The 17,480-nt window shown below is 69.7% G+C and carries 16 protein-coding genes; 11 read left to right on the forward strand and 5 right to left on the reverse strand.

Going from position 1 to position 17,480, the window contains the following annotated elements:
* Window positions 1–725 (forward strand): hypothetical protein (locus WD271_03835; protein ID MEX1006957.1); only part of this gene is annotated, 725 nt, incomplete at its 5' end.
* Here WD271_03835 and ligA read toward each other — a convergent pair.
* The 3 genes from ligA to WD271_03850 are packed head-to-tail and all read right to left on the reverse strand — an operon-like array spanning window position 714 to window position 4,365.
* Window positions 714–2,738 (reverse strand): NAD-dependent DNA ligase LigA, encoded by a 2,025-nt coding sequence (ligA, locus tag WD271_03840; protein MEX1006958.1) that lies wholly within the window; start codon window positions 2,736–2,738, stop codon window positions 714–716. The two genes, WD271_03835 and ligA, sit on opposite strands and share 12 nt — an antisense overlap.
* A 30-nt stretch (window positions 2,739–2,768) precedes the next feature.
* The gene (locus tag WD271_03845) at window positions 2,769–3,353 is read right to left on the reverse strand and encodes a hypothetical protein (protein ID MEX1006959.1); all 585 of its coding nucleotides are present in this window, start codon (window positions 3,351–3,353) and stop codon (window positions 2,769–2,771) included.
* Window position 3,354: 1 nt separating this feature from the next.
* Window positions 3,355–4,365: a hypothetical protein gene (locus tag WD271_03850; protein ID MEX1006960.1), complete on the reverse strand. Its 1,011-nt coding sequence runs from the start codon at window positions 4,363–4,365 to the stop codon at window positions 3,355–3,357.
* 226 nt (window positions 4,366–4,591) lie between these two features.
* Between WD271_03850 and WD271_03855 the strand changes: the two genes are divergently transcribed.
* Entirely contained in the window at window positions 4,592–5,485 is an 894-nt protein-coding gene (locus WD271_03855; GenBank protein MEX1006961.1) for a hypothetical protein, read from the forward strand.
* An 11-nt stretch (window positions 5,486–5,496) separates the two neighbouring features.
* Here WD271_03855 and mnmA read toward each other — a convergent pair whose 3' ends face one another.
* A complete protein-coding gene (gene mnmA, locus WD271_03860; GenBank protein ID MEX1006962.1) occupies window positions 5,497–6,540 on the reverse strand; it encodes a tRNA 2-thiouridine(34) synthase MnmA in 1,044 nt (347 codons plus the stop codon).
* Window positions 6,537–7,709 carry a cysteine desulfurase family protein gene (locus tag WD271_03865; protein ID MEX1006963.1) on the reverse strand — a complete coding sequence of 391 codons (1,173 nt, stop codon included), beginning with the start codon at window positions 7,707–7,709 and terminating at the stop codon, window positions 6,537–6,539. Before WD271_03865 ends, mnmA begins: the two co-directional genes overlap by 4 nt.
* 78 nt (window positions 7,710–7,787) lie before the next feature.
* Here WD271_03865 and WD271_03870 point away from each other — a divergent pair, with 78 nt between their 5' ends.
* From WD271_03870 to moeB, 9 genes are all read left to right on the forward strand, one after another.
* A complete protein-coding gene (locus WD271_03870) occupies window positions 7,788–8,021 on the forward strand; it encodes a hypothetical protein (GenBank protein MEX1006964.1) in 234 nt (77 codons plus the stop codon).
* Window positions 8,022–8,072: 51 nt separating this feature from the next.
* Window positions 8,073–10,199, forward strand: a complete 2,127-nt coding sequence (gene scpA / locus WD271_03875; protein MEX1006965.1) for a methylmalonyl-CoA mutase — start codon at window positions 8,073–8,075, stop codon at window positions 10,197–10,199.
* Window positions 10,200–10,476: 277 nt separating this feature from the next.
* On the forward strand, window positions 10,477–10,782 hold the full coding sequence (locus WD271_03880) for a HEAT repeat domain-containing protein (GenBank protein ID MEX1006966.1): 306 nt from the start codon (window positions 10,477–10,479) through the stop codon (window positions 10,780–10,782).
* The gene (meaB, locus tag WD271_03885; GenBank protein MEX1006967.1) at window positions 10,758–11,717 is read left to right on the forward strand and encodes a methylmalonyl Co-A mutase-associated GTPase MeaB; all 960 of its coding nucleotides are present in this window, start codon (window positions 10,758–10,760) and stop codon (window positions 11,715–11,717) included. Before WD271_03880 ends, meaB begins: the two co-directional genes overlap by 25 nt.
* Window positions 11,718–11,812: 95 nt before the next feature.
* Window positions 11,813–14,026 (forward strand): EAL domain-containing protein, encoded by a 2,214-nt coding sequence (locus tag WD271_03890; GenBank protein ID MEX1006968.1) that lies wholly within the window; start codon window positions 11,813–11,815, stop codon window positions 14,024–14,026.
* Window positions 14,027–14,187: 161 nt separating this feature from the next.
* The gene (locus WD271_03895) at window positions 14,188–14,799 is read left to right on the forward strand and encodes a hypothetical protein (protein ID MEX1006969.1); all 612 of its coding nucleotides are present in this window, start codon (window positions 14,188–14,190) and stop codon (window positions 14,797–14,799) included.
* 239 nt (window positions 14,800–15,038) lie between these two features.
* Window positions 15,039–15,311, forward strand: coding sequence for an antibiotic biosynthesis monooxygenase (locus WD271_03900; GenBank protein ID MEX1006970.1), 273 nt, complete (start codon window positions 15,039–15,041; stop codon window positions 15,309–15,311).
* Between the two features lie 12 nt (window positions 15,312–15,323).
* Window positions 15,324–16,076, forward strand: coding sequence for a Sir2 family NAD-dependent protein deacetylase (locus WD271_03905; GenBank protein MEX1006971.1), 753 nt, complete (start codon window positions 15,324–15,326; stop codon window positions 16,074–16,076).
* A gap of 75 nt (window positions 16,077–16,151) precedes the next feature.
* Window positions 16,152–17,339, forward strand: coding sequence for a molybdopterin-synthase adenylyltransferase MoeB (gene moeB, locus WD271_03910; GenBank protein ID MEX1006972.1), 1,188 nt, complete (start codon window positions 16,152–16,154; stop codon window positions 17,337–17,339).
* Window positions 17,340–17,480 lie beyond the last annotated feature (141 nt).

Here is a 17,480-nt window from a genome sequence, read left to right on the forward strand (position 1 = left end):
CGTACCCGAAGTACGGCAGCACCGCAGTTATCCGGGCCGCCGAGGCACGGCGGGTGGCAGCCGAGGCCGCGCTCGGACTGCCACCGAACCCGGCCAACTTCCAGTCGCCGGCGACGATCGCGCTGTTCTCGGGAGACCTCGCGGCTGCCGCCGAGCACGCCCGCCGGTGGATCGCGGTCGCGCGCGAGGCGGGTGATCGCTACGAGACCGTCCAGGGGCTCACCATTCTCCCGGCAGCCCTGATGGAGGACATCCCGGCCGCACTCCGCGCGATCGAGGAAGCGGTCGACGAGGCTCGACGGCTCGGGAACCCGTCGAACCTCTCGTGGGCACTCACGACCTTCGGGATGAACCTCTCCGTGGTCGATCCCGAGCGCGCCATCGATGTGCTCGAGGAAGCGGTGACGGTGGGAACCACGAGCGGGAACCAGCAGGGCGTCGCGTCGGCGCTCGGCGGGCTTGCCTATGCGCGCGCACAGCTCGGCGACCACCGAGGGGCGCTTCCCGCCCTGGTCGCAGCAATCGGCCAGCAGCTCCAGGTCGGCGACCACTTCAGCATCGCCGGCACACTGCTCACGGTCGCCGAGATCTTCACCGAGCTCGAAGCCCACGAGAGCTCGGCCATTGTCCACGGCGCGGTCGACGCGATGAACGGGGACCGGGGCTGGTTCGGGCCGCCGGCGGAGGACCGCCAGCGGTCGATCGCCGAGCACCTACTCGAGTAGCTCCCGAAACTTCGCTTCGTCGATGATCTCCACGCCGAGCTGTTCGGCCTTCGCCAGCTTCGTACCCGGGCTCTCCCCGGCCAGCACGTAGCTGGTCTTCTTCGACACGCTGCCGGTGACCTTCCCGCCGCGCGCCACGATCTCTGCGGTCGCCTCCTCGCGCGTCAGGCCTTCGAGCGTGCCGGTGAGCACGAAGGTGAGGCCCGCGAACGACTGGCCGGCCGCCGATGGTTCCGCGCGCGGTGGACCCTCGAAGTTCACCCCCGCGGCGCGCAGCTTCTCGACGACCGCGCGATTGCGCTCGTTGGCGAAGAACGTGGCGACGCTCTCCGCGATGATGCCGCCGACCCCGTCGACCGCGGCGAGCTCCTCGCTCGACGCCGAAGCGATGCGGTCGAGGCTCCCGATCTCACGCGCGAGCGCGCCCGCCGCCGCGGGCCCGATGTGCGAGATCCCGAGGCCGACCAACAATCGTGCGAGGGGCTGCCTGCGCGACGCGTCGATCGCGTCGATCAACAGTTGCGCGGAGCGCTCGCCGATCCGTTCGAGCGGAACGAGTTGCTCCGCCGTGAGCGAGTAGATGTCGCCCGCATCCGAGAGGAGACCGGCCTCGACGAACTGTCGCACCCGTTCCTCGCCGAGACCCTCGATGTCCATGGCGCCGCGGCTCGCGAAGTGCACGATCCGCTGCACGCGCTGCGCGGGGCAGTCGACGTTGATGCAGTGGTGGTTCGCCTCGCCCTCGAGCCGCACGAGGGGCTGGCCGCACACCGGACACTGTGTGGGGAACTTCCACTTGCGCAGTCCACGCTTGCGCTTGGCGAGCACCGGGCCGACCACCTCGGGGATCACGTCGCCCGCCTTGCGCACGATCACGGTGTCGCCCTCGCGCACATCCTTCCGGGCGACCTCGTCTTGGTTGTGCAACGTGGCGAGCCCGACCGTGGAACCGCCGACGAAGACCGGCTCGAGCTGCGCGAACGGCGTGGCACGTCCGGTGCGGCCGATGCTGACCATGATGTGGCGCAGCAGCGTGGTCTTCTCCTCGGGCGGGAACTTGAACGCGATCGCCCAGCGCGGCGCCTTGCTCGTGAACCCGAGCTCGTTGCGCTGCGCGAGGTCGTCGACCTTCACGACCGCGCCGTCGATCTCGTAGCCGAACGAGTGCCGGTTCGCCTGTATCCGCTCGCAGAATTCGTAGACCGCGTCGATGTGATCCAGCACCTCGATGTGCTCGTTGACGGGTAGGCCGAGCTCCCGGAGCCACTCGAGCGTCTCGTGGTGCGATCGCAACCTCGGACCGCCGTCTTGCACGCCGAGCTGGTACGAGTAGAAGGCGAGGTCGCGCGACGCGGTGATGCGGGTGTCCTTCACGCGGAGGCTGCCCGCCGCCGCGTTGCGCGGGTTCGCGAAGAGCCGCTCGCCCGCGTCACCCTGACGGCGGTTGAGCTCCTCGAACGACACGAGCGGCATGAACACCTCGCCCCGGGCCTCGAGCCGAGCGGGCACGTTCGACCCGGTGAGCCGGTGCGGGATTCGGTCGATGGTCTGAACGTTGGCGGTGACGTCCTCGCCGGTCTCGCCGTCACCCCTCGTTGCCGCGCGAACCAAGCGGCCGCCCTCGTACAGCAGGGAGATCGCGAGCCCGTCGAGCTTGGGTTCGCCGACGAAGCGGCCGGCCTCTCCCACGACCCGTTCGACTCGCCCGTGCCACGCGAGCAGCTCGTCGCGATCGAACGCGTTGTCGAGCGAGAACATGCGCACAACGTGTCGGACCGGGGCGAAGGTGGAGGACACGACGCCGCCGACCTCGGTCAGCGGCGAGCCTTCGCGGAGCTGCGGGTACTGCTCTTCGAGCGCTTTGAGCTCGCGCTCGAACTCGTCGTACTCGCCGTCGGAGATCTCCGGCTCGTCGCTGTAGTAGCGCTCGCGGTGATAGCGAACGAGATCGCCGAGCGCGGCCGCCCGATCCGCGATCTCCGAAGGAACACCGTCGTGACGATTCGCGGCCATCGACCGCAATCTACCGACCTGGTGTGACAGCTACGTAGTAGTGGTCGGCGGCAGCGTCGTGGTGGTGGTGGTCGTCGTGGTGGTGGTCGTCGTCGTTGTCGTCGGGGGTGCCGTGGTCGTGGTGGGCGCCGTGGTCGTGGGCGGTGCCGTGGTCGTGGTGGGCAGCGTCGTCGTGGTGGGCGCCGTCGTCGTGCTCGACGCCGTCGTGGTGGGCGACGGCTTGTTGTCGTCGCCCCCGCTCAGCGCAACCGCCGCGAGCACACCGACGAGCACGATCACGAGCACGATCACCGCCGCGATGAGCCACCGCTGCGCACGCGACATCCCGCCGTCGGCAGCACCGCCGGGCGGCTGACCGTCGCCGGCTCCTCCACCCCCGGCTCCTCCACCCCCGGCACCGGCCGCGGCACCCGCGGCTGCACCCGCCGCTCCGGCACCGGCTGCGGTCATCGCAACCGTCGGTGCGCCGGTGCCCGGGGCGGCCTCCGGCGTCTCGCCGGCTACGGCGTCGTCCGCAGTTGGTTCGACCGCCGCACCGCAATTGCCGCACACCGTGGCGCCGGCTTCGAGCGGCTGGCCGCACACGCCGCAATAGCGGGTCGAGGTCGACTCCAAGTCAGGCTCCCAGCGTGAGACGGGCGGCAACGGCCTGGTCGTGGACGCGAGCGGCGAGCTCTCGCGCGATACCGAGCACTCGCTCGGCCTGCGAGGCACCATAACCCGCGAGCCCGCACGCCGGGGTGATGATCCCGCGTGCGCGGAGCTGCACCGGATCGCACCCGCGCCGGGTGAGCTCGCACCACACGCTCGCCAACCGGCGCCAATGCTTGTCGGCTGATTCACCGACGGGACGGTCGGTGGGGATGGCGCCCCATGCGATCCAGCCGTCGCCGTCGAGGAACCGCGCGATCGGGATCGTGTCGCGCACGAGCGACTCGCTCACCTCGACACCGAGCACTTGCGGCCCGGCCTCGAGCGCGAGCCCGAGGTCGCCGTCGCCGCACACGTGGACACCAGTGACGCAGTCGACAGCCGCGAGCGCGCCGGACAACACGTCGATGGCCGACTCGCGATCGAGCGGAGCGTCGCCGCGGCGCCACGCCACCAGCGCGGGCTCGTCGAAGAACAACACGACCGACGTGTGCGGCAAACGCGCGCTCACGATGTCTTCGAGCGCAACCGACCACCCGCGCGTAGCCTCGGCCGCCCGCCGGAACGCGCGGCGAGCGGGCATTCCTGCGGTGCGGAGCGCGACGCCGAGTGTGAGTGGGCCGGTGACCTGAACCTTGACCCGAACCGGCGGCCGCTCGAGCGCGCCCGCGGCGTCGAGAAACGCGAGCAGCCCGGCGTGCGCGTGCTCGTCGAAGACGCATTCCGGCGCGAGTTCCGACGCGCCCCCGATGTCGAGGGAACCGTCGGCCGCGACCGTGACTTCGGGGAGCGCGCCGAGCCATTGCGCGAGCATCCCCTCCCGCGGGTCGCGCGCCGGAAGCTGGGGTGCCGCGGGCAACTCGGGGAGGCACCGCAAGACGGCAACGGCTGCGGCCTGCGGATCGGTGTGCGGCAGGCTGCCAATGCCGGTCGCGAGGCCGGGGAGGAGTACCGGCGCTCGGAGGGTCGGCGTCATGCTCTTCCGCTCTTGGTGCAACGCATCGGGCCGCACTGCTCCACGTTCGGCAAACGGCTCACTGCGGTGCAGGAGCGAACGGTAGCGGACCGGGTATCCCGGTCCGCCGTGAGCGACCCATGTATGGGTACCTGCGCCGCGGTCGCTCGCCTCATGGGCTCGTACTATACGGATACTCGGGACGCGCGCCGGAAGCGGGCTTCCGCGTGACGCTTTGCGAAACGGAGTGACCCTGACCCGTTCGATCCCGCTGTGGTTCCTGCGCATCGCGTGGATCACGCTGCCGCTCACCGCCGGCCCCGCGGCCTCGGCCGCACTGAGCAACTGGTCGGACGCGCCGCGGGTGGTCGCCGAGGTGCTCCTCTGGCTCGCGTGGAGCGCGGGGCTGCTGGCAACCCTTGCGCCGCGACCTCAGGCCCTCACCGCGCTCCGCGCCATCGCACCCGCGTTCGGGGTGTTCGCGATCGCGGTCGCATTCGACGGCCGCGCGTCGACGACGGCGACCGTCGCTGCTCTGATCGCGACGACGATCACAGCCGTGCTCGCGTCGGGTCACGACATCGCGATCGCGGCCGTGAACGCGCTCGCGTACGGCGACGAGCAGCGCGTGCCCCTGCGCGTCCCACCCGCACTGTTCCTCGCTCCGCTACCGCTCGCGCGCGCGCTCGTCGTGGGCAGCGTGATCGCAGCCCCGTTGCTCCTTGCCGACGGGCGCATCGTGCTCGGCCTGGTGTCGCTCGCAGTCGGGGTGCCGTTGGTCGTGCTGCTCGTGCGTGCGCTCCACGGTCTGTCGCGGCGCTTTGCGGTGCTGGTGCCCGCCGGATTCGTGGTGGTGGACCCGATGACCCTCACCGATCCCGTGCTCTTCGTGCGCGAGCGCATCGCGGGCATGCAAGCGGTCGATACCGACGTTGCGTCACGTTCCGCGGTGCTCGACCTCCGACTCGGGGCGGCGATGGGCTCGGTGGCGTTGCGCTTCAACGAGCCCGCGGAGATCGTCCGAGCCGGTCGCGCCCGGAAACCGGCGGAGACGGTGCGGACGGCGGGCATCCTGATCGCGGTGGTCCGTCGTGACGAGATGCTCCGCCTCGCCGCCTCTCGGCACATCCGCGTGCAGTAGCGCGCGGCAGTTCAGGCTGCGATGCCACCGCCGACGAGCGTGTCGCCGTGGTAGAGCGCGACGACCTGACCGCGCGCGACGCGCGGTTGCGCGTGCGCGAAGCGGACGACGTTGGCGTGGAGACGAGCGGCAGCCGGCTCGCCGTGCGCGCGCACCTGCACGAGCAGCGATCGCTCACGCGGCGCGCCGTCGACGAACGTGAGATCGCGCACCGCGACCTCGTGGCGCAACAGGTCCGCTCGCGATCCGACCGTGACCGTGGCGGTGCGCGTGTCGATGTCGACCACATAGCGGCGCTCGCCCGCGGCAATGCCCACCCCGCGGCGCTGGCCGATCGTGAACGATGCGACCCCGGGATGCACACCGAGCACCGCCCCCGCGGAGTCGACGACGGTGCCCGGCACCATCGCGCTCCGTTCGGCGAGGAAGTCGACGCGGCCGTCCTTCTTCACGAAGCAGACGTCCATGCTCTCGGGCTTGTTCGCGGTGCGGAGCCCGAGGCGCGTCGCGTGCGCGCGCACTTGGGGCTTCGTGAGCTCGCCGACCGGGAACACGGAACGAGCCAGCTCGCGCTGCCCGAGCATGTAGAGCACGTAGGACTGATCCTTGGCGCGGTCGGCGCCGCGAGCGAGTTCGTACCGATCACCGTGCTGCAGGACGCGCGCGTGATGGCCGGTGGCGACGCGATCGAAACCGAGCGCACTCGCGCGATCCAGGAGCCGCCCGAACTTGATCGCGCGGTTGCACTCGACGCACGGGTTCGGGGTATGACCGGACGCGTACGCGTCGACATAGGGGTCGACCACGCTCGTGGTGAACTCATCGGTGAAGTTGAAGACGTAGTGCGGGATCCCGAGCTGCGCGGCGACGCGGCGAGCGTCTTCCACGTCGGACACGCTGCAGCAACCGGAGTCGGAGTCGCCCCCCCAGAGCTTGAGCGTGACACCAGTGACGTCGTGCCCGCGTTCGTGCAGCAACGCAGCCGCAACCGACGAATCGACCCCGCCGCTCATGGCGACGAGGACTCGGGGTCGAGGCGTCGTGTGCCCCGTCATGTGACGGTGCCGGCAGCGCGCAGCTTCGCGACGGCTTCGGGAACGACGGCGAGCGCGACATCCACATCGCGGTCGACCGAGGCGTGTCCGAGGCTGAGCCGGATCGAGGAGAGCGCGGCGTCGCGCGGCACCCCCATCGCTTCCAGGACGTGCGATGGCTCCGTGGCACCCGACGAGCACGACGAGCCCGCGGCCGCGCACACACCGGCCGTGTCGAGCATCACGAGGAGCGCCTCCGCCTCGACACCCTCGAAGCCGACGTGCGCGTTTCCTGCCACCTTCTGACCGCGCTCACCGTTCTCGAACGAGCCCGAGATCGACGCGAGCAGCCCGTCGACGAGCCGGTCGCGCATCGTTGCGATGCGCGCACCGTCGACGTCGCGTGAAGCAACGGTGGCCTCCAGTGCCGCCGCCATCGCGACAGCGCCGGCAACGTCGGAGGTGCCCGCCCGAAGCCCCTGCTCCTGGCCGCCGCCCTCGATCATCGGCTCGAGCGGCACGACGCCGCGCACGACGAGCGCGCCGGTGCCCTTCGGACCGCCGAACTTGTGCGCGGAGATCGAGACGAGGTGCGCGGGCTGGGTGGCACGGCTCACGTCGAGCCACGGAACCGCCTGCACCGCGTCGGTGTGCACCACGGCCCGGGGAGCACGCGCCCGCACCAGTTCCGAGAGGGCGTCGAGAGGCTGGATGGTGCCGACCTCGTTGTTCACGAGCATCACGGACACCAACACCGTGCGATCGTCGAGCGCGTCCTCCAGCGCGGCGAGGTCGACGATGCCGTCGCGGCGGGCCTGCACGCGCGTGACCCGAAAGCCGGCGCGAACCAGGCGGTCGCAGGACGCGAGCACGGCCTTGTGCTCGAACGCCACGGTGACGACGCCGTCGCCGAGCCCGGCCTCGCGCGCGGCGCGGGCTGCGCCCTTCACGGCAAGGTTGTCGGCCTCGCTTCCCCCGGCCGTGAACACGACCTCCCCCGGGCTCGCGCCGAGGGCATCGGCAACGGTCTCGCGGGCCTCCTCGAGCGCCGTTTTCGCCGCCCGCGCGACCGAGTGACCGCCCGACGGATTCCCGAAATTGCCCGCCAGGAACGGCGCCATCGCCGCGACCGCCTCCGGCCGCATGGGGGTGGTCGCGGCGTAGTCGAGGTAGGCACCGGTGGGCGTCACAGGCGCACAAGTCTAGAAGTGAGCCGTGCGACACCAGGCCGAGGAATAACTGTCATACCCCCGGGCGATACTCCTGATGTGAGCACGCAACTGCGCCTCGTCGAATCCCCCACGAAGCAGCCGAAGCGAGGCGGCACCCACGCGCCCAAGGCCCGAGCGAAGACCACCACCCGCGGTGCGCGCCGCGCGGTCCACTGGGGCGCCTGGGAGCTCGATGACCACACTCGTCGGATCGGGCGCGCCGGCGTGGCCGCCGCCCGGCAAGCCCTCGAAGCGGCTCGGGTGGCCCAGGAGCTGCGCCAGGCAAGCTGAACCCAGGGCTCCGGCTTCGCCCCCCTCGCGGGTGAGCCGTAGCCTTTGCGCATGAGTCACGAGCCGACGCGGCGCGATTGGGAAGAGCTCGCGAACGAGGAGTCGAAGGGCAACCCCGAGACGCTCGTCTGGCACACGCCCGAGGGCATCGCGGTCAACCCGCTCTACACCGCCGCCGACCTCGAGGGCCTCGAAGCCGTCGACTCTCTGCCCGGGTTCGAGCCCTTCCTCCGCGGCGTGCGGGCAACCATGTACTCCAACCGGCCGTGGACCGTCCGTCAGTACGCGGGGTTCTCCACCGCCGAGGAGTCGAACGCCTTCTACCGCGCCAACCTCGCCGCCGGGCAGATGGGGTTGTCGGTGGCCTTCGACCTCGCGACCCACCGCGGCTACGACAGCGACCATCCGCGCGTCGTCGGCGACGTTGGCATGGCCGGTGTCGCGATCGACTCCGTCGAGGACATGAAGATCCTCTTCGACGGTATCCCGCTCGACAAGATGACCGTGTCGATGACCATGAACGGCGCGGTGCTGCCGGTGATGGCCGGCTACATCGTCGCCGCCGAGGAGCAGGGCGTTCCCGAGGAGCAGCTCGCCGGAACGCTACAGAACGACATCCTCAAGGAGTTCATGGTCCGCAACACCTACATCTACCCGCCAGGTCCGAGCCTGCGGATCGTCACCGACATCATCGAGTACACGACGCGGCGCATGCCGCGGTTCAACTCCATCTCGATCTCCGGGTACCACATGCAGGAGGCCGGCGCGACCGCCGTGCAGGAGCTCGGGTTCACGCTCGCTGACGGAATCGAGTACGCGCGCGCCACGGTCGATCGCGGGCTCGACATCGACGAGTTTGCCCCGCGCTTCTCGTTCTTCTTCGGGATCGGCATGAACCTGTTCATGGAAGTGGCCAAGCTGCGCGCCGCGCGCCTGCTGTGGTCACGTTGCATGAGGCAGTTGGGCGCGACAAAGCCGTCGTCGCTCATGCTCCGCACCCACTGCCAGACGTCCGGCGTATCGCTCACGGAGCATGATCCCTACAACAATATCGTTCGCACCACCATCGAGGCGCTCGCCGCGGTGCTCGGCGGTACGCAGAGCCTGCACACGAATTCGTTCGACGAGGCGATCGCGCTGCCCAGTGAGTTCGCGGCGCGGGTTGCTCGCAACACGCAGCTCATCCTCGCCGAGGAGTCGGGCATCACGCATGTGGTCGACCCGCTCGGCGGGAGCTACTACGTCGAGGCCCTCACCAACAGCCTCGCCACTGAAGCTTCGAAGCTGATGGAAGAGGTGGAGGCGCTCGGCGGGATGACCAAGGCGGTCGAGTCGGGCATGCCCAAGCTCCGCATCGAGGAGGCGGCCGCTCGGCGCCAGGCCGCCAGCGATCGCGGCGCGGAAGTGATCGTCGGCGTCAACAAGTACCGACTCGAGCAAGAGCCCGAGGTCGACGTACGCGAAGTCGACAACACGAGCGTGCGCGAGCAACAGCTCGCACGGCTCGCGACCTTGCGCGCCAACCGTGACGAAGCGCGCCTCGACGACGCTCTGCGCGCGCTCCGCGACGGTGCCGCCGGTGACGCCAACCTCCTCCAGCTGTCGATCGAGGCATCGCGCGCGCGCGCGACCGTCGGCGAGATCTCCGACGCGCTCGAGGACGTGTTCGGCCGCCACCGAGCCACGATCCGCAGCATCTCCGGCGTGTACGGCGCGGCGTACGCGGGCGACGAAGACTACGCGCGCATCCACGACGCGGTCGAGAAGTTTGCGAGGCGCGAGGGCCGCCGGCCGCGGCTGCTCGTGGTCAAGCTCGGCCAGGACGGCCACGACCGCGGCGCGAAAGTGATCGCCACCGCGTTTGCCGACCTCGGCTTCGACGTCGACGTCGGGCCGCTCTTCCAGACGCCCGAGGAGGCTGCGCGCGACGCCGTCGAGAACGACGTGCACGTCGTCGGCGTGTCGAGCCAGGCGGCCGGGCACAAGACGCTCGTACCCGAGCTCATCGCACAGCTGCACAAGCAAGGCGGCGGCGACGTGCTCGTCGTCGTCGGTGGCGTGATTCCCGCGCAGGACTACGACGAACTGCGCGACGCCGGCGTCGCCGCCATCTTCGGCCCGGGCACCAACATTCCCGCCGCCGCATCGGAGATCCTGGGCTTGCTCTCATCACGCTGAGCAGCGGGAAGTCCAAATCGGTTGTTCGTCACGCTGGCGGTCTGTTCCACTTTCGTCATGGCATTGACCGACTGTGAGCGCGAGCAGGTCGAGTCGTACGTGCGGACTCGATCTCGTATCCCGGCAACGGAGCTCCGGGCGACGCGGTCGCAGCTTTCGCGGGATGTGGCGGCGTTGGTGCAGCGCGGTGCGCGCGAGCATCCAAACGCGAGGGTCAGGCGGGAGTGTCTCGGCGTGCTCGCACGGGCTCGCGTGCGAGCGATGTCGAATCGGTGCGTTGTGCGTCGAGGACACGGTGACGGATCTGATTGGCGTGCTCGATGCCGATCCGAATCCGAAGGTGCGGCATGAGGCGGTGTTCGTGATCGCTCGGCTCGGGCGTCGCGACCCACGCGTCAAGGAGGTGTTGGCGCGGGCCGCTCGCGAGGACGCCGATCCGTTGGTACGGCAGGTGGCGTTCGCAGCGGCCGAAGGGCGGGGCCGCGATGTGCGCAGTCGGAAGGCGCTGCGACGACGAGAGGCCCGACGGGCGAGCCGTCACGCGGGCAGACTGGCGGTGTGGATACCCTCGCCCAGCAGGTGATCGACGGGGATCGGCGCGCGTTGGCGCGGGCGATCACGTTGGTCGAGTCGACACGGGGTGACCACCGCGAGGACGCGGAACAACTCCTCGCCGAGGTGCTGCCGCACACGGGCGAGGCGGTCCGGATCGGGATCTCCGGAGCGCCGGGTGCGGGGAAGTCGACCTTTATCGAGGCGCTGGGCCTCTACTTGGTCGAGCGAGAGCATCGCGTCGCCGTCCTCGCCGTCGATCCGTCCAGCACGCGCAGCGGTGGGTCGATCCTCGGCGACAAGACGCGCATGGAAGATCTGACGCGATCACCCCTCGCGTTCGTGCGGCCGTCGCCCACCCGGGGAACGCTCGGTGGCGTCGCTCGGCGTACACGCGAAGCGATGCTGCTGTGCGAGGCCGCCGGGTTCGACGTCGTACTCGTCGAAACCGTCGGTGTCGGGCAGTCGGAGGTGAAGGTCGCTGCCATGGTCGATCTGTTTCTCGTGCTCGTTGCGCCGGGTGCCGGCGACGAGTTGCAGGGTCTGAAGCGCGGGATCATGGAGCTCGCCGATCTCGTCGTCGTGAACAAGTCGGACGGCGAACTCGCGCGCGCTGCGGGCGTGACCGCCGGTGACTACGCGAGCGCGCTGCACCTCATGCGGCCGCGCACGCCGGCATGGACACCGCGAGTGCTCCAGTGCTCCGCGCTTCTTGGCGAGGGCATCGACGCGGTGTGGGATGCCGTCGCAGACTTCCGCGCCGCGGTCGGTACGACCCTTTCGGTGCGGCGCGCCGAGCAGGCCCGGGAGTGGATGTGGTCCGAGGTCACCGAGGCTCTCCTCGACGCGCTCCGCGGCGACGAGCGGGTCGCCGCCCTGGCCGCGAGGCTCGAGAACGCGGTTGCAGCAGGCCAGACAACGCCCACAGCAGCTGCTGCGGCGATCGTGGAGGCCCTGAAACCCTGACCGTTTCACGAGCGAACGGCTGCGAGCCGGGTATCCCGGCTCGCAGTGAGCGACCGATGCTTAGGTCGAGGCCGGAAAAATCCGACAGATTGCCCATGAAGTCGGAGACCGTCCTGGTCCTCTCCGCGCTCGCGGGCGCCGTCTTCCTCGCCATTGTGTCCATGAAGATGGTGGGGCGCCGCGCCGCGACCACCGTTGACCGGGTCACCGAGCTGCTCGAGCGGAACGAGGCTCGCTTCCGCGCCATGGTGCGGGACTCGAGCGACATCATGGCGATCATCGACGCGCACGGCTACCTCACCTACGCGAGTCCTGCGACGGAGCGGATCCTCGGGCTCGATGCCGAGGCGCTCGTCGGCACGAACACCTTCGACCTCATCCATCCCGAGGATCGCCCGCGCGCCCTCCAGGCCTTCGACGTCGTGAAGACCGATCCGGAGTCGGCTGAGCGCGTCGAGTTCCGCATGCACCACGCCGACGGCGGCTGGCGCACCATCGAGGCGATGAGCACGAACCTGCTCCACGACTCCTCGATCGAGGGTCTCGTGATGAGCGCGCGCGACGTCACGGATCGACGGCGGGCCGAGGCCGAGCTACGTGAGGCTCAGGAGCGGTTCCGCAGCGCGTTCGAGCACGCGCCGATCGGCATGGCGCTGATGGCGCTCGACGGCCGCTTGTTCCGAGTGAACCGCGCGATGGTGGAGGTCCTCGGACGTTCGACCGACGAGCTGCTGCGCGCAACCGTGCGCGAGCTCACCCACGAAGACGATCACCACGCGTGTGCCGAAGCACTCGGCCGGCTCCTCTCGGGTGAGGTCCCGAGCTGTCAGCTCGACCTGCGGTTCATGCACCACGACGGCCACCCGGTGTGGGTGGCGCTGAGTTGGTCGATCGTGCGCGATGTCAAGGGCAACTCGCTCTACTTCGTGTGCCAGATGGAAGACATCACGGAGCGCAAGGCGAGCGGCGAAGCGCTCGCGCACCAGGCGATCCACGATCCGCTGACGGGTCTCCCGAACCGCGCGCTCTTCGTCGATCGCCTCGGGCGCGAATTGATGCGTGCCGCAAGCCTCCACTCGCGCGTCGCGGTCTTGTTCCTCGACCTCGATCGTTTCAAGGTGGTGAACGACAGCCTCGGTCACTCGACGGGTGACCGGTTGCTCGTCGCCGTCGCCGACCGGCTCAGCGGCGCGATGCGCCCCGACGACGTCGTTGCGCGCTTCGGTGGCGACGAGTTCACGGTCTTGTGTCAGAACGTCACGAGCGTGGAGACGGCTGCGCTCATCGCCGAGCGGCTCTCCGAGGTCATCGCCAAGCCCGTCGCGCTCGTCGAGGGTGAAGTGTTCGTGACCGCCTCGATCGGGATCGCGATGTCCGAAGGACAGGGCGACACTCCCGAAACGTTGCTGCGCAACGCCGATGCCGCCATGTACCACGCGAAGGAACTCGGTCGCGACCGCACCGAGGTCTTCGACGCGCCCACCCATCACCGCGCCGTCGACGACCTGCGGACCGGTAGCGCCCTGCACCGGGCGATCGAACGGGGCGAGCTGCGGATGCACTACCAGCCCGTGCTCGACATCACGCGCGGCGCGCTCACGGGTTTCGAAGCACTGATCAGATGGCAACACCCCGAGCGTGGGCTCGTCCCACCGTCGGAGTTCATCCCGCTCGCCGAGGAGACCGGGCTCATCGTGCCGCTCGGAGTGTGGGCCCTCGAAGAGTCGTGCCGCCAGGCAGTGCGGTGGCACGAAGGCTCCGCCGACGGGACCCGCCTCTCGATCAGCGTGAACCTGTCGCCGCGGCAGCTCGCGGAGCCCTCGCTCCCGAACGAGGTCGCGCGTGTGCTCAGCGCGACGGGTCTGGTCGCCGACTCCCTCTGGCTCGAGATCACCGAGAGCACCGTGATGCGCGACGCCGAGTCGGCACTGAGCGCGCTCGGCGCGCTGCGGGCGCTCGGCCTGCACCTCGCGGTGGACGACTTCGGGACGGGCTACTCGTCGATGACGTACCTCGCGCAGCTGCCGGTCGAGTCACTCAAGATCGACCGCTCGTTCGTGGCCGACGTGGGACGGCGCGCCGACAGCACGGCGATCACCACCGCGATCGTGAGCCTGGCACGCGCGCTCCGGCTGAAGACCGTCGCCGAAGGGATCGAGCACCCGGACCAGCTCGACCGGCTCCGTGCGATGGGCTGTGAGTTCGGCCAGGGCTACCTGTTCGGGCCGGCGCGACCCGCCGACTTCTACGGACCGGACCCGGTGCAGGCGATGCAGGTTCGACGGCGACCCGCAGAAAAGGTCGCCTGACCCCCACCCAGAACGAACCGGCGTCGTTCGGCATGGATTGTCCGTGTCATGCGACGCCAGTTTGGTGGGGCTTGACCGTTTTCAAGAGGTTTGATACACTCTGTCGCATTCAGTGACAGTCCGCACTTCCCCGGTCGCGTCGCAGTTCGGGAGGAAGTGCTGTGCCCCTCACGCTCACCGTCAAGCCCTGGCCCGACCCCCTGATCGACACGCTCGGCTACGACCCCCGGTCGCGCTATGTGGAGACCTTCTGGCTCCCGACCCTGGGGCCCACCGCGCTCCTCCTGCTGCGCCACCTCGCCGATCGCTTCGACCGTCAGCCCGACGGTGTCGAGCTCACCGTCGCCGACACGTGCCACGCCCTCGGGCTCGGCCAGCGCGACGGCACCAGCTCGCCGATCGTGCGCACGCTCGAACGCCTCACGCAGTTCGACCTCGCGTGCGACGACGGCCGCGGCAATGTCGCGGTGCGCCGCAACATCCCGCCGCTCAACCGCCGCCACCTCCGTCGGCTCCCGAGCGACCTCCAGGTCGCGCACGCCGAGTGGGCCGAGGCGCAGCTCGCGGAGCCACCGCTCGCTACTGCACGGCGCAACGCTCGGCGGGTCGCGTTCACGTTGCTCGAGCAGGGCGACGACCCCGATCACGTCGAGCGCGTGCTCCACGCGATGGGCTTCCACCCGACGGTGTGTCACGAGGGCGCCCGCTGGGCGTACGACCGTCACCTCGAGGCGCTCGAGCACGCAGCTGCGCTCCACGCGCCCGCGAGCTGATCCGGCCGAATTGATCCGGCCGGTCCCCCACCCCACCGGCCGTCGACGAGCGGCGCGTCCTCCCCTGGGACGCGCCGCTCGCTCCTGACTATTCGCTCGTTCGCTGCGGCGCAGGGCACCTGCGCCGCAGGCGCGAACTCGCTGGCGAGCGAGCTGCGCTCCTCCGTCGCTTCGCCCGCCGCATGTGCCGGGCACGGCAGCAGGTCGCTACGCTCGCCGCGTACCGCAGAGGAGGTCACATGGCGCTCATGGTGGTACTGCACCGGGTCGACGACTACGGCGCGTGGCGGAAGGTGTACGACGAGGTCGCGCCCCTGCAGAAGTCGGCAGGGGTGCTCGAGGAGAGCGTCTACCGGATGACGGACGACCCGGACCACGTCCTCGTCCTGCACCGGTTCGCGACCGCCGACGAGGCGGAGGCCTTCCTCGCGAGCGACGAACTGCGTGCGGCGATGGGCCGCGCGGGCGTGCAACCCGACTCGCTGCGCGCCGAGCTCTTCGAAGAGGCCTGAGCGCCGCGCACGGTGTCCGACGTCGCGACGATCGCCGGAGTATTGCGCGACGCGCAACGGATCGTCGTGCTCACCGGCGCCGGGATCTCCACCGGATCGGGTATCCCCGACTTCCGCGGACCTGAAGGCGTCTGGACCAAGGACCCCGCCGCGGAGAAGCGAGCGACGATCCAGCACTATGTGTCGGATCCCGAGCACCGCAAGCGTGCGTGGCGCGGACGGGTCGAGGGTGACATCTGGCAAGGCGAGCCGAACGCCGGCCACTACGCGCTCGCCGAGCTCGAGCGCCGCGCCGCGCTCGACACGCTGGTCACGCAGAACGTCGACGGGCTGCATCACCTCGCCGGCAATTCGCCGGAGAAGATCATCGAGATCCACGGCAGCGTGCGCGAGGCGAAGTGCCTCTCGTGTGGTTGGCACGGGCCGATGGAGGAGACGATCGATCGCGTGCGCGCCGGCGAGGAAGACCCGCCGTGCCTGCTGTGCGGTGGGATGTTGAAGGCCGCGGCGATCTCCTTCGGCGAGAACCTCGTGCCGGCCGACCTGCACCGCTCACAGCTCGCGGCAGCGAACTGCGATCTGTTCCTCGCGGTGGGCACGTCGCTCGTGGTGTACCCGGTCGCCGGACTGCCCGAGCTCGCGCTCCGCAACGACGCCACACTCATGGTGCTCACTGCCGAGGAGACGCCGTACGACCAGTACGCGAGCGCCGTCGTGCACGACCGACTCGAAGCGGTGTTGCCGGCAATCGTCGACGAGGTCTGACGCAAGCCGTGCAGTCCCCTTGGGAATACCTGACCTCTGCGGTAGGATTTAGCGGGTTCTGAACAGGAGATTCCCATGGCGAGCTACCGCGACCTGCTGAGCGAGGCCAAGCAACGCATCCGCGAGGTGTCACCCGAGCAGGCCGAGTTCCAACTCGGTGAGGCGCAGTTCCTCGACGTCCGCGAACAGGACGAGTACGACCAGGGCACCATTCCGGGTGCGGTGTTCATCCCCCGCGGGCACCTCGAGTCCCAGGCCGAGTCGAAATTGCCGGCGAAGGAAGCGCCGGTCGTGGTGTTCTGCGCAGGCGGCGGCCGCTCCGCGTTCGCCACCGACACGCTGCAACAGCTCGGCTACACCGACATCGTGTCGATGGCCGGCGGCTTCGGCCGCTGGAAGAACGAAGGGCGTCCCTGGATCACGCCCGCCGCGCTCACGCCCGAACAGCGCAACCGCTACGGACGTCACATCCTGCTGCCCGAAGTCGGTGAAGCCGGCCAGCAGAAGCTGCTGGAGAGCAAGGTGCTGCTCCTCGGCGCGGGTGGGCTCGGATCGCCGGCTGCGCTGTACCTCGCGGCTGCAGGTGTGGGAACGCTCGGTATCGTCGACATGGACGTCGTCGACACGTCGAACCTCCAGCGTCAGATCCTCCACAACATGGACCGCATCGGCGAGCGCAAGGTCGACTCCGCGAAGAAGACGCTCACGCAGCTCAACCCCGACGTCGACGTCGTCACCTACGACGTGCGCCTCGGCGCCGACAACGTTCTCGACGTGATCGACGGTTACGACGTGATCGTCGACGGCACCGACAACTTCCCGACGCGCTACCTCCTGAACGACGCGTCACTGCTGAAGCGGATCCCCGTCGTCCACGGGTCGATCTTCCGATTCGAGGGGCAAGTGTCGGTGTTCAAGCCCTACGAGGGTCCGTGCTACCGCTGCCTCCTCCCCGAGCCGCCGCCGCCCGAGATGGCGCCGAACTGCGCGGAGGCCGGAGTGCTCGGCGTGCTGCCCGGCATCATCGGCTCGATCCAGGCGCTCGAAGCCATCAAGCTCGTCCTCGACGTCGGCGACCCCTTGGTCGGCCGCCTGCTCGCGTACGACGCGCTCGAGGAGTCGTTCCACACCTTCAAGGTGCGGCGCGACCCCGACTGCCCGGCGTGCGGCGACAACGCGCCGCCGATCGTGATCGCCGAGTACGACGAGCACTGCCTTCCCCACGCGGTGCTCGCGGACGGTACCGAAACCGATTCGGGCTAGAAGGGGCGGGCGCTGCTCCGCACCGCGCTGGGCAAGATCCGCCGCACGCTCGAGCCCGGCCGGCAGGCCGGAGAGGCTTCGGAGCGCGTCGAGACCATGGCGAGCGGATCGTCGTCCGCGTCGACACCGACGTTGCGCGCG

The sequence above is a fragment of the Acidimicrobiia bacterium genome (assembly GCA_040880805.1).
In the GTDB taxonomy this organism is placed as follows: domain Bacteria; phylum Actinomycetota; class Acidimicrobiia; order IMCC26256; family DASPTH01; genus DASPTH01.

Bases quoted from the DNA above. Each gene is read 5' to 3' on its own strand.
- WD271_03890 (MEX1006968.1), top strand. From the start codon at position 11,813: ATGAAGTCGGAGACCGTCCTGGTCCTCTCCGCGCTCGCGGGCGCCGTC.
- scpA (MEX1006965.1), top strand. From the start codon at position 8,073: ATGAGTCACGAGCCGACGCGGCGCGATTGGGAAGAGCTCGCGAACGAG.
- moeB (MEX1006972.1), top strand. From the start codon at position 16,152: ATGGCGAGCTACCGCGACCTGCTGAGCGAGGCCAAGCAACGCATCCGC.
- WD271_03900 (MEX1006970.1), top strand. From the start codon at position 15,039: ATGGCGCTCATGGTGGTACTGCACCGGGTCGACGACTACGGCGCGTGG.
- mnmA (MEX1006962.1), bottom strand. From the start codon at position 6,540: ATGACGGGGCACACGACGCCTCGACCCCGAGTCCTCGTCGCCATGAGC.
- ligA (MEX1006958.1), bottom strand. From the start codon at position 2,738: ATGGCCGCGAATCGTCACGACGGTGTTCCTTCGGAGATCGCGGATCGG.
- WD271_03850 (MEX1006960.1), bottom strand. From the start codon at position 4,365: ATGACGCCGACCCTCCGAGCGCCGGTACTCCTCCCCGGCCTCGCGACC.